The sequence below is a fragment of the Mesorhizobium sp. M7A.F.Ca.US.006.04.2.1 genome (genome assembly GCF_004022915.1).
In the GTDB taxonomy this organism is placed as follows: Bacteria; Pseudomonadota; Alphaproteobacteria; order Rhizobiales; family Rhizobiaceae; genus Mesorhizobium; species Mesorhizobium ciceri.
The window spans coordinates 1-11,305 of record NZ_RZQA01000098.1 but is presented as its reverse complement, the minus strand read 5'-3'; the positions used below and the strand labels follow the sequence as shown (position 1 = coordinate 11,305).

At 63.8% G+C, this 11,305-nt stretch carries 12 protein-coding genes; 6 read left to right on the top strand and 6 right to left on the bottom strand.

Going from position 1 to position 11,305, the window contains the following annotated elements; all coding sequences use genetic code 11:
• Nucleotides 1–47: 47 nt before the first annotated feature.
• The 3 genes from EN925_RS08050 (at nucleotide 48) to msrA (ending at nucleotide 2,006) form a co-directional block, all read left to right on the top strand.
• Complete coding sequence (locus EN925_RS08050; protein WP_127388490.1) at nucleotides 48–746, top strand: DUF1223 domain-containing protein; 699 nt, start codon at nucleotides 48–50, stop codon at nucleotides 744–746.
• A 101-nt stretch (nucleotides 747–847) separates the two neighbouring features.
• Nucleotides 848–1,126, top strand: coding sequence for a hypothetical protein (locus EN925_RS08045; RefSeq protein WP_027162827.1), 279 nt, complete (start codon nucleotides 848–850; stop codon nucleotides 1,124–1,126).
• A gap of 142 nt (nucleotides 1,127–1,268) precedes the next feature.
• Nucleotides 1,269–2,006 carry a peptide-methionine (S)-S-oxide reductase MsrA gene (msrA, locus tag EN925_RS08040; RefSeq protein ID WP_024504097.1) on the top strand — a complete coding sequence of 246 codons (738 nt, stop codon included), beginning with the start codon at nucleotides 1,269–1,271 and terminating at the stop codon, nucleotides 2,004–2,006.
• A 62-nt stretch (nucleotides 2,007–2,068) separates the two neighbouring features.
• Here msrA and EN925_RS08035 read toward each other — a convergent pair whose 3' ends face one another.
• The 3 genes from EN925_RS08035 to EN925_RS08025 all read right to left on the bottom strand — a co-directional run bounded on the left by EN925_RS08035 (nucleotide 2,069) and on the right by EN925_RS08025 (nucleotide 3,230).
• On the bottom strand, nucleotides 2,069–2,569 hold the full coding sequence (locus EN925_RS08035) for a hypothetical protein (RefSeq protein WP_063173443.1): 501 nt from the start codon (nucleotides 2,567–2,569) through the stop codon (nucleotides 2,069–2,071).
• Between the two features lie 72 nt (nucleotides 2,570–2,641).
• Complete coding sequence (locus tag EN925_RS08030) at nucleotides 2,642–2,929, bottom strand: hypothetical protein (protein WP_082827512.1); 288 nt, start codon at nucleotides 2,927–2,929, stop codon at nucleotides 2,642–2,644.
• On the bottom strand, nucleotides 2,907–3,230 hold the full coding sequence (locus tag EN925_RS08025) for a DUF4242 domain-containing protein (protein WP_245461039.1): 324 nt from the start codon (nucleotides 3,228–3,230) through the stop codon (nucleotides 2,907–2,909). Before EN925_RS08025 ends, EN925_RS08030 begins: the two co-directional genes overlap by 23 nt.
• A 171-nt stretch (nucleotides 3,231–3,401) precedes the next feature.
• Here EN925_RS08025 and EN925_RS08020 point away from each other — a divergent pair, with 171 nt between their 5' ends.
• Nucleotides 3,402–5,990, top strand: a complete 2,589-nt coding sequence (locus EN925_RS08020) for an AAA family ATPase (RefSeq protein WP_127385460.1) — start codon at nucleotides 3,402–3,404, stop codon at nucleotides 5,988–5,990.
• Between the two features lie 57 nt (nucleotides 5,991–6,047).
• On the opposite strand, the gene EN925_RS08015 is transcribed toward EN925_RS08020, so the two are convergent.
• The gene (locus EN925_RS08015) at nucleotides 6,048–7,052 is read right to left on the bottom strand and encodes a cytochrome d ubiquinol oxidase subunit II (protein WP_013528683.1); all 1,005 of its coding nucleotides are present in this window, start codon (nucleotides 7,050–7,052) and stop codon (nucleotides 6,048–6,050) included.
• Between the two features lie 9 nt (nucleotides 7,053–7,061).
• Complete coding sequence (locus EN925_RS08010) at nucleotides 7,062–8,423, bottom strand: cytochrome ubiquinol oxidase subunit I (protein WP_013528682.1); 1,362 nt, start codon at nucleotides 8,421–8,423, stop codon at nucleotides 7,062–7,064.
• A gap of 261 nt (nucleotides 8,424–8,684) precedes the next feature.
• Here EN925_RS08010 and EN925_RS08005 point away from each other — a divergent pair, with 261 nt between their 5' ends.
• Nucleotides 8,685–9,611: an ABC transporter ATP-binding protein gene (locus EN925_RS08005; RefSeq protein WP_024502216.1), complete on the top strand. Its 927-nt coding sequence runs from the start codon at nucleotides 8,685–8,687 to the stop codon at nucleotides 9,609–9,611.
• Nucleotides 9,608–10,369: an ABC transporter permease gene (locus tag EN925_RS08000; protein ID WP_013528680.1), complete on the top strand. Its 762-nt coding sequence runs from the start codon at nucleotides 9,608–9,610 to the stop codon at nucleotides 10,367–10,369. Before EN925_RS08005 ends, EN925_RS08000 begins: the two co-directional genes overlap by 4 nt.
• 155 nt (nucleotides 10,370–10,524) lie before the next feature.
• Here EN925_RS08000 and EN925_RS07995 read toward each other — a convergent pair.
• A partial coding sequence (locus tag EN925_RS07995) for a phosphatidylglycerol lysyltransferase domain-containing protein (protein ID WP_128336440.1) occupies nucleotides 10,525–11,305 on the bottom strand: 781 nt, incomplete at its 5' end.

Sequence of the window (11,305 nt, the reverse complement as noted above, 5' to 3'; positions counted from 1 at the left end):
GGGATATCTGCGGTGCTTCCAGGCGCCGCCGCCCACGGAGCAAGCCGATGTCGCGATCCTGTACGTTCATCAAAGTGTCCAGCCTCTCGGCGATTGCGCTGGCAGCGTCGCTCGGTGCGGCGGCGGCCCAGCCGCTCAGCGTGGTCGAGCTGTTCACCAGCCAGGGCTGCTCGTCCTGCCCGCCGGCCAATGCCAATCTGATCAAGGTCAAGGACCAGCCCGGCGTGCTGGCGCTGTCGTTCAACGTCACCTACTGGGACTATCTCGGCTGGAAGGATATCTTCGGAAAACAGGAATTCACCCGGCGCCAGGTCAGTTATGAGCCGGCGCTCGGTCATGACGGGCCGTTCACGCCGCAAGTGGTGGTCAACGGCCATGCCGATGTCGTCGGTGCCGCACCCGGCGAAATCGAAAAGCTGATTGCGGCGAGCGGCCGGACAAGCGGCCCGGCATTGTCACTCGATGGCGGCAAGATCAGCATCGGCGCCGGCGCCGCACCTGGCGGCCACGCCGATGTCTGGCTGGTGCGCTATGCCAAGGGCGTGGTCGAGGTGCCGGTTTCGCGCGGCGAAAATACCGGCCGCACCTTGCCGCACGCCAATGTCGTGCATGCGCTCGAAAAACTCGGCAGCTGGACCGGCGCGGCCGCGACATATCCTCTGCCCGCCGCGTCCGGCGGCCTGAGCACCGCCGTGCTCGTGCAGTCGCCCGGTGGCGGACCGATCCTGGCTGCCGCGACCGACTAGATCGCGCTTCGACAAGAAATTGCGCAACGCCGCATGGAGCGGCGCCGCATAGCACGGCCGCCAAGAGGGCGCGCCTTCACGACCAACCCAAGGAGATCATCATGACCACTTCCCGCCTGACGCTGCCGGCACTCGCTCTCGCTCTGTGCTCGACGGCGCTGTTTGCCGGCGGCATCGCCCGTGCCGACGACGCGACCAATGCGATGAAGCCGGCTGCAAATGCCATGAAACCGGCCGCGGATGCGATGAAGCCGGCCGCAGACGCCATGAAACCTGCAACGGATGCGATGAAGCCTGCCGACCCGATGGCCACCAATTCCATGAAGCCGGCGGCTGACGCCATGAAGCCGGCAACGGATGCGATGGCTCCGGCCAAGTAAAGGCGGTGCTGTTTCCGGCTTCGGTCCCGCGGGTCCGAAGCCGGATGCACGTGAAAGTGAGGCTTCGGCCGCAACTCGCCCGTCGCATGATCGTATCTTATCCAATAGACTCCACATGATGGACGTCACAGGAGCTCAAGCCATGACCGACATTCAAAAACCAGTCATCAGACAATCGTCGAACGTCTTCCGCAGCGCGCTCGCCGTTCTTGCGCTGGCCGCCGCTGGCGCCGCCTTCTGGCTGACGCCGGCGGTTTCGGCCGAGGACGCGGTGAAGATCCCGCCGCCGGCACTCGACGAGAAGGCGGCCACCGGCACTGAAAAGGCAATCTTCGCCGGCGGTTGTTTCTGGGGCGTGCAGGGCGTGTTCCAGCACGTCAAGGGCGTGACCAGGGCCGTCTCCGGCTACACCGGCGGCGACAAGGACACCGCCGTCTACGAGACGGTCGGCTCAGGCCGTACCGGGCATGCCGAATCCGTCGAGATCACCTACGATCCGTCGAAGGTGACCTACGGCCAGCTGCTGCAGGTCTATTTCTCGGTCGCCCACAACCCGACCCAGCTGAATTTCCAGGGTCCGGACTCCGGCACGCAGTACCGCTCGACGATCTTCGCCGAAAACGATGCCCAAAAGAAGATCGCGCAAAGCTACATCGCCCAGCTCGACCAGGCCAAGGTGTTCCCGGAGCCGATCGTCACCACGCTGGAAACCGGCAAGACCTTCTATCCGGCCGAGAACTATCATCAGGACTTCCTGACGCTGAACCCGACCTATCCCTACATCGTCTACAACGACCTGCCCAAGGTGGCGAACCTGAAGGCCCTGTTCCCGGCGCTCTATAGCGAGAAGCCGGTGCTGGTGCTGGCGGCAAGCAACTGAGAATGCCCAATCTCCCCCTCGCGGGGGGAGATTTGCGCACTCAGCCGCCCCGCCCCTGCCGGCTACATGGCCTTCATCGCGTCACACGACACAGTCGGGTTCATGTCGGCGAAGGTGCCGGCCGGGTTCTTCTTCCAGGCCCAGACATGCAGTTCATAGAACGGGCCTAGACCGTAGCGGTTGGGCGCGCTGTCGAAATTGAACAGCTGCCCTTCCAGCGAAGCCGGACCTTTCGAGGTGATGTACTCGACGGCCACCAGCCTCAGCTTGCCGTTTGCCATCGGCTCGTACATCACCGCCTCGGGCTTGGCGAGTTCGACCGCATCGTCCTTCAGATAACCGGCATTGACATAGTGGATGCCCATGGCGCCGCCGGTGATGCCGCTGGCGCAAGGGATCGGCGCATAGCCCTCGGCCGTCGCCATCGCCACGTTCTCGAAGCGGCTGTTGGCTGCCCGCACCTTCTCGTCCAGCGCGCCAGCGTTGTGAGCATTGGCCGCGGTGGCCGCGATCGACAGGATCGAAAGGTTGATGAGGTGTTTGGTCCACAGATGGATGTTCATGTTCTCTCCTCCTTGTTGATGGCGCGCGGGAGCAGCCGCTCCCGCTGCGACGTCGGATCTCGGCTGCACGCATCATTGGTACCGGGTGAAGTCCCAGTAGTGCGGCAGCCCCTCGAGCTCCGGCAGGCCGATGTCGCGTCTCAGATAATCGTCCTGCGGAGGCAATCGACGCCGACTCTTGCGCAATGGCGCGAACAGCAGCGAGGCCAGCCGCCAGAAAGCCCGGCCCGGTAACGGGTCTCGTCCGACGGGTCTCGACGCCGCCGACGGCCCGCTGAACGATTCGTCAGGCACGCTGCCGTCGCCGCGAAGGGCAGTTTGATGCTCATCGATCGGGTCAACGGTAAAAGTAAGGGTCAAGAACCCGCACCTCCGTGATCTTGTCGACAGGCAGCGCGTTTTTCTGGGCCGTGCTGCGGATCGCTTCCGGCGAAGGCGCGTCATAGATGCAGAAGCTCTGCTTCTTGTCGGGCGAGACGAAGGACTGCACCCAGGTCACGCCTTTCTCCGCGTTGCGCATGATGACGCCGCCCAGCGCATCGGCGCCGGCGTCGTTCACCGGCACGCTGAGGCCGTTGGGAAATGTACGTTCAACCACATAGCGAGGCATATCAGGTTCCTTTTTTACTGTTTCACGCCCGGTTTTGAGCGCGGAGGACATTGATCACGCTCGCCAGGGGCGCGCATCGGAACCTTTCCCTATGTTTCGTGGGACGATTCCCCATGTTAACGGCGTTCACTGCTGGAGCCACAAAGCCGATACCGGGCCGCGCTATCCTGCCTGACGAAAGCGGGGTGCGGCAGCGACCCGGATCACGAAAAGCGGACGATCATGCTTCTGGAACGGCAGACACAGCTGGAGCAGCTTGACGGACTTCTCGCCGAAGCCGCGCGTGGTCGCGGCAGCGTGGTGGCGTTGTCGGGCGAGGCCGGCGCCGGCAAGACCGCACTGGTCGAGGCCTTCGTCGCCGGCGCGGCCAAGGCTACGCGCATCTTGCGCAGCGCCTGCGAGGACCTGTCGATCCCCGATCCGCTCGGACCGCTCTATGACCTCGCCCGCGAGGCGCAATGGGCGATGCCGCAGGCGATCGACGCCAGGCAGGGTCAGCGGCTGCCACTGTTCTCCGGTGCCCTCGACGTGTTCGAGACAAGGACCCAGCCGACGCTTCTGGTAATCGAGGATCTGCATTGGGCGGACGACGCGACGCTCGATTTCGTCCGCTTTCTTGGCCGGCGCATCGCCAACACCCACATCCTGGTCCTGTTGACGGCGCGCACCGACCGCAGCGAAGGACAGGCGCGTGTGCGCCGGGCGCTGGGTGAAATTCCGTCGGGCAACGTTGCCCGTATCGACGTGCCGCTGTTGAGCGAGGCGGCCGTCCTGTCGCTCGCCAGCGCTGCCGGCCGCGATGGCGACGCCATCTACCGGGTCACCGCCGGCAATGCCTTCTTCGTCACCGAGCTCCTGTGCGCCGACAATGAGATGACGCCACCGGCCAGCGTGCGGGACGCCGTTGTGGCGCGGGCCGAACGGTTGTCCGCCGGTGCCCGCTCGATGCTGGACGCGGTATCGGTGTTTCCCAGGCGGGCCGATGCTTGGGCTCTGCAGGGCCTGTGCGGCGTCGCCAGCGCCGGACAGCTGGCGGAATGTGTGTCGAATGGGCTGCTCGACGATCTGGGCGATGGCTATGCCTTCCGCCATGAAATCGCACGCCGCGCCATCGAGATGATGCTGACGACAAGTTACAGGAGACTGTTCAACCAGCGCGCGCTGTCGGCGCTGCTTGAAAACGGCGGCGTCGCCACCGCACGCCTGGTCCATCACGCCGTGGAAGCGCACAATTTCGAGGCGGTGCGCGAATTCGCGCCGATCGCCGCGCGCGAGGCTTCGCGTGTCGGCGCCCATCGCGACGCCGCCGGCTACTATGAGGTCGCCTTGCGGCAGGCCGACACCTTGCCCGTGGAAGAACGCGCCGGACTTTACGAGCAGTATGCCTTCGAGTGTCACTTGATCGCCCGCATTGACGAGGCCATCAAGGCGCAGGAACAAGCCCGCGCGTTGCAAAAGGCGCTTGGCAACACGCTGAAGGAAGGCGACAGCCTCAGGTGGCTATCGCGCTTCGCCTATCTGTTGGGCGACCGCCCGGCAGCCGACCTGTTCGGCGCCCAGGCGGTCGCGTTGCTGGAGGCAGTTCCCGCCAGTGCCGAACTTGCCATGGCCTATTCGAACCTTTCGCAGCTGGCGATGCTGGCCGAAAGGCTCGACGAGACCCTGTCGCTGGGCGGCAGGGCGATCGAGCTTGCCGAGCAGCTGGACCGGCAGGATGTCGTTTGTCACGCGCTCAACAATGTCGGCGCCGCCGAGCAGTGGCTGGATCTGGCCAGCAGCCGGCTGCATCTCGCCCGCAGCCTCGAAATCGCGCTGGAGCAGAATTTTCAGGAGCACGCCGCGCGTGCCTTCACCAATTGCGCCTGTGGCGAGATCAACCAATTGGGCTACAGCCAGGCTCAATCCTTCCTCGATCGCGGCATCGACTATTGCGTCGACAACGATCTGGCGACTTGGCGTGACTATATGCGTGGGGTTCGGGCACAGTTGTTGTTGCGTCAGGGATACTGGAACGAAGCTGCCGCCGAAGCTCTGGATGTCATAAGCAATGACCAGGCGACGGCGCTGGTCCGCTATCCCGCTTTGGTGGCCCTGGTGAAACTGCGTCTTCGGCGCGGAGATCCTTCGGCCGAGCCGCTGCTGGCGGAAATGAATCGGTTCCTGGAAAGGGGAGCCGAATTGCAGCGGCTGTTGCCGTACGCCGCCATCGTCGCCGAGCAGGCATGGCTCGGCGAGGCGGAAATCGCCGAGGCGCTGCGGCTGATCGACCTTGCCGAGACCCTGTCGCCGACGCGGGCCATGTTTGCCGAACTGGCCAGCTGGCGCCAGATCCTCTCCGCCGGTCGCGACGCGGGGGATACGGCCGGCATGGCCGCGCCGTACCGAATGCTCCTGGCTGGCGACTGGCAAGGGGCGGCCGCGGTCTGGGCGGATCTCAACGCACCTTATGAACGTGCGCTCGCGCTCGCCCAGGGCGATGAGCCGGCGCAGCGTGCGGCACTCGAGATATTCGAGACCCTTGGAGCCAAGCCGGTTGCGAGCCATGTGCGCGAAATCATGCGGCGCAACGGCGTCATTCGCATCGCCCGGGGGCCGCGCCAGACCACGCGCGCCAACAGCGCCGGCCTGACCCAACGCCAGATGGAAGTGCTGCAACTGATCGAGCGCGGCTTCTCCAACAAGCGGATCGCAGAGCATCTGACCATTTCACCAAAAACCGTCGATCACCATGTCTCCGCGGTTCTGGGTAAGCTGGATGCCATCTCGCGTGGCGAGGCCACAGCTGCCGCGCGCGATTCCGGGCTGATCTGAAAGCAGCCCTTCCTGGGGAAAGCGCATGGCGCTTTTGCGTCAAAGAGGTGGAGCGGATCAATCGTAGGTCAGGTCGGTCGCCTTGCCGCCGAACACCCGGTAGGCATAGAAGGAATAGAAGATGATGATCGGCAGCACGACCACGGTGCCGGCCAGGATGATGGCCAGGCTTTCCGGTGCCGAGGCTGCCTGCCAGATGGTCAGGCGATCCGGCACCACGAACGGGTAGAACGACCAGGCGAGGCCGGCAAAGCCAAGCGCGAAGATGGCCGCTAGCGTCAGGAACGGCGTCAGTGAATGGCGGTCGTCGGGCTTCGGCAGATGGAAGGTCTGCCGCCACAGCCACAGAAACAGCAGCGCCGACAGGATCGGCAGCGGCGACAGATAAAGCATCTCCGGCCAGACGAACCATTTGTCGAAGATGCGCGGGCTGGCGAAGGGCGTCGCCAGCGACACCGCGGCCATGCCGAGCGCGGTCAGCACCAGCGTCGTGCGCAGCCAGCGCACCGCCTTCTTCTGCAATTCGCCTTCAGTCTTGTAGATCACCCAGGCGGCACCCATCGCCGCGTAGGCGGCGGCAAGGCAGAACGCCACCAGCACGCCGAACGCCATGCCGCCGAGGCCGACATCGAGGCCGAGCACATAGACACCCAGCATGTAGCCCTGCGCCAGCGAGGCGATGAGCGAACCCAGGAAGAAAATACGGTTCCAGCGATGCTTCCGGCCAGCTGGCACCTTGGCGCGGAAATCGAAGGCAACGCCGCGCAGGATCAGCCCGAGCAAAAGCACGAAGACCGGAATGTAGAGCGCCGTCAGGATGACGCCATGCGCCAGCGGGAAGGCGACCAGCAGCAGGCCGACGGCCAGCACCAGCCAGGTTTCGTTGGCGTCCCAGAACGGGCCGATCGCGGCAATCATCGTATCCTGTTCGGCGTCTTCGGCGGCGGCGAACAGGATGCCGATGCCGAGATCGAAACCGTCGAGAATGACGTAGATCAGGATGGCGAGGCCCATCAGGCCGGCGAAGATGAGGGGAAGCGCGGTTGGCCAGTCGAAGCTCATCTTCTTCTCCTACTCGCCAGCCGCCGGCTGTGACATGGCGGCGTTCATGACGCCCGGCAGCGGCGATGAATCGCCGTCCTTCGCCGCCTTCAGCGCCAGGTGCACCAGCACGCCGAGATAGGCGATCAGCAAAAGCACATAGAGAACGAGGTAGGTCGCCAGCGTCAGCGCGACATGGCTGCCCGCCACCGGGCCGACCGCGTCTGCCGTTTTCAGCACGCCCGTCACCAGCCAGGGCTGGCGGCCGATTTCGGTGGTGTACCAGCCGGCCAGCGTCGCCAGCCAGCCCGACAGCGCCATCGGTACCATCAGCATGGCGAGCGGCTTCGGCAGGCTGTGCCGGCGCTTGAGGAAGAAGGCCGCCGACCATGAGACGAGCAGCATCAATATGCCTGTGCCGACCATCACGCGGAAACCCCAGAACACCGGAAAGACCGGCGGATGGTTGCCGGGATAATCGTTCAGTCCCGGCACGACACCGCTGGTCGAGTGCCGCAGCACCAGGCTGGCGCCGTCGGGAATGGCGATCTCGAATTTGTTTTCCTTCGCGGCCTCGTCGGGAAGCGCAAAAAGCACCAGCGGCACGTTGGGGCCGGTGTTCCAGTTGGCTTCCATGGCGGCGATCTTCTGCGGCTGGTGCTCCAGCGTGTTCAGCCCATGCTGGTCGCCGGCGAAGATCTGGATCGGGATCAGGATCGCGGCCGTGAAGACGCCGGTGCGCAGCGCCTTCCACATCGATTCCGAACGGTCGCCGGTGAGATAGCGCAGCGCCGACAGGCCAGCGATCAGGAACGACACCGTCAGCCCGGACGCCAGCAGCATGTGGGTCAGCCTGTAGGGCATCGACGGGTTGAAGATGATTGCCCACCAGTCGACCGCATGCGCCACGCCGTCGCGCATCTCGAAGCCGGCCGGCGTCTGCATCCAGGAATTGAGCGCGATGATCCAGAACGCCGAGACGGTGGTGCCGCCGGCGACAAGCACCGTCGCCAGCGTGTGGATGCGGTTGGAAACGCGGCGGAAGCCGAACAGCATGATGCCGAGGAAGGCCGCTTCGAGGAAGAAGGCGGTGAGGATCTCGTAGGCCAGCAGCGGCCCGGCGATGTTGCCGACCTTTTCCATGTAGCCCGGCCAGTTGGTGCCGAACTGGAAGCTCATGGTGACGCCCGAAACCACGCCCATGGCAAAGGACAGCGCGAACACCTTCACCCAGGTGAAATAGGCGCGCATCCAGGCGGAATCGTTGGTGGCGTTGTAGCGCAGCTTGAAGAACAGCAGCACCCAACCCAGCGCAATGGTGATCGTCGGAAATAGAATGTGGAATGAAATATTCGCGCCGAACTGGATACGCGAAAGTATGAGCGGGTCCATGATGGGCTCCGGCTGCTGCAAATACTCGCGAAGAATAGGCCCGAAGCGAGTTCAGGTCAAAGCGGCGTCCTGCCGCGAGGCTGAACGCCACAGGACAATTTTCCCGGTTGCATGCCGCGCAACTCCGGGCCTGTGCGCCGCACCTGCAATGGCCGGCCTGCAACGATTGTCGAGAACTGTCAGCAGGGCATTGACTTGCGGTTGCAAGCACCGACATTCGGCCTATATCAGGGGACCTCTTTCAAGCAGCCGTTTTCATCCATGCCTTCCATCCTGTCCATTTCCGGGGTCTCCAAGACCTACGCCACCGGTTTTACCGCGCTCAAGGAAGTCAATCTCGACATTCAGCGCGGCGAAATCTTCGCGCTGCTTGGGCCCAATGGCGCCGGCAAGACGACGCTGATCTCGATCGTCTGCGGCATCGTCAACCGCTCGTCGGGCACCGTCACCGTCGACGGCCACGACATCAACAAGGATTATCGCGCCGCGCGCGGTCTGATCGGGCTGGTGCCGCAGGAACTGACCATCGATGCCTTCGAGAGCGTCTGGGCGACGGTCAATTACAGCCGTGGCCTGTTCGGCAAGCCGGCCAACCACGGCTTTGTCGAGAAGGTGCTGCGCGATCTCTCACTGTGGGACAAGAAGGACGCCAAGGCGATCACCCTGTCGGGCGGCATGAAGCGCCGGCTGATGATCGCCAAGGCGCTGTCGCATGAGCCGCGCATCCTGTTCCTCGACGAGCCGACCGCCGGCGTCGACGTCGAGCTGCGCCAGGACATGTGGGCGATGGTGCGCCGGCTGCGCGAGGACGGCGTCACCATCATCCTCACCACGCACTATATCGAGGAAGCCGAAGCGATGGCCGACCGCGTCGGCGTCATCAACCGCGGCGAGATCATCCTGGTCGAGAACAAGGCCGAACTGATGCGCAAGCTCGGCCGCAAGCGGCTGGTGCTGGAACTGCGCAATCCGCTGACGGCCATTCCCGAGGCGCTCTCGCGCTATGCGCTGGAATTGTCGCCCGATGGCGGGCAGCTGACCTACACCTATGACAACCAGGCCGAGCGGCCCGGCGTCGCCTCGTTGATGCGCGATCTCGAGGCCGGCGGCATCCAGTTCCGCGATATCGACACGCAAAACTCTTCGCTCGAGGAGATCTTCGTCAATCTGGTGAGGAGGGAGCCATGAACCTTCGCGCAGTATGGGCGATCTACCGGATGGAAATGGCACGTGCTTTCCGCACCGTGCTGCAGAGCATCGTCTCGCCGGTCATCTCGACGTCGCTGTATTTCGTCGTCTTCGGCTCGGCCATCGGCTCGCGCATCACCGAGATCGACGGCATCAGCTACGGCGCCTTCATCGTGCCGGGTCTGATCATGCTGTCGCTGTTGACGCAGTCGATCTCCAACGCCTCCTTTGCCATCTATTTCCCGAAATTCGTCGGCTCGATCTACGAGCTTCTGTCGGCGCCGGTCTCCTATCTGGAGATCGTCATCGCCTATGTCGGCGGTGCCGCGACCAAGTCGATCATCCTCGGCCTGATCATCCTGGCCACCGCCTCGCTGTTCGTGCCGCTCACCATCCTGCATCCGTTCTGGATGCTCGCCTTCCTGGTGCTGACGGCGGTGACCTTCAGCCTGTTCGGCTTCATCATCGGCATCTGGGCGAAGAGTTTCGAGCAGCTGCAACTGGTTCCGCTGCTGATCATCACGCCGCTGACCTTCCTCGGTGGCAGCTTCTATTCGATCAACATGCTGCCCGAGGTCTGGCGCACGATCACGCTGTTCAACCCGGTCGTCTACCTGATCAGCGGTTTCCGCTGGAGCTTCTACGGCAAGTCCGACGTCTCGGTCGGCGTCAGCCTCGGCATGACGGTCGTCTTCCTGCTGATCTGTATAACGATCGTCGCCTGGATCTTCAGGACAGGGTATCGGTTGAGGAATTGACGGCAGAACGCCGCCAGGTCTGTTGAGATTCAGGTCAGGCCGAGTCGAAAATGGCGGATTCCGAGAACCGGAGCGGAGCGTACTTTTCGTACGTGAGCACCGGAAGCGCAGGAAGCCGCCATTTGCAGGCCGGCCTCACCTGAATATCGATAGATCTAGATCGCCTTGACCAGCCGCAGCAACCCCAGCATCTCGACATACGTCCCCTTGCGGAAGGCGATGTAGACCGGCTCCTCGACACCGTGGAAGCGGCGCTTGAAGGCCGCCTGGCCCTGCAGGTTGAACCTGCGGCGATTGACCCAGGGCGAATCGTAGGCGCGCTGGAAGGCATTGCGCCAGAAATCGCTTTCGGCAAAGCCGCTTGGCCCGATATCGAGCATCGGCGACAGGCCGAGCGTGACCACCGAGATGCCCTCTTCGCGAAAACGGTCGACGGCAAATTTGGTCAGGCCGACCTCGGCATGCGGCGAAGCGTCGATATGCTTGCGCTTGAAGGCCGTCGTGTAGCCGATGACCTTTCCGTTGCGGCACAGCGGGTCGAAGTCGAGCAGAGCGACCAGTCCGCCGTCGGGACCGTGCAGGACGAAACGGCGCATGTCGGTGCCGAGATGGTCGGCAAAGTTGCGGTTGAGAAAGCCCATCTCCCAGCGCTTGACGATGCGGTCGCCGCGCCAGTTTTCCGAAAGCCGGGCAATTTCATCCAGAAAAATCGTGCGCTTGTCCTCGTCGAACGAAAAGCCTTTCTTCAGCAGCCAGCGCTCGGAGTAGCGCACGGTCTCGTTGCGCTTCCCGGAAAAATCATGCTCGGGCAGGGTGAGGCGGGTGTCGATGCCGAGGCGATTGACCTTGTAGCCAAGGCCGGCCAGCACGCGTGCGGTTTCCTCGCCGACCTGCACGAACCACGGGCTGCCGGCGGTCTCGACGAAGCGCTTGATG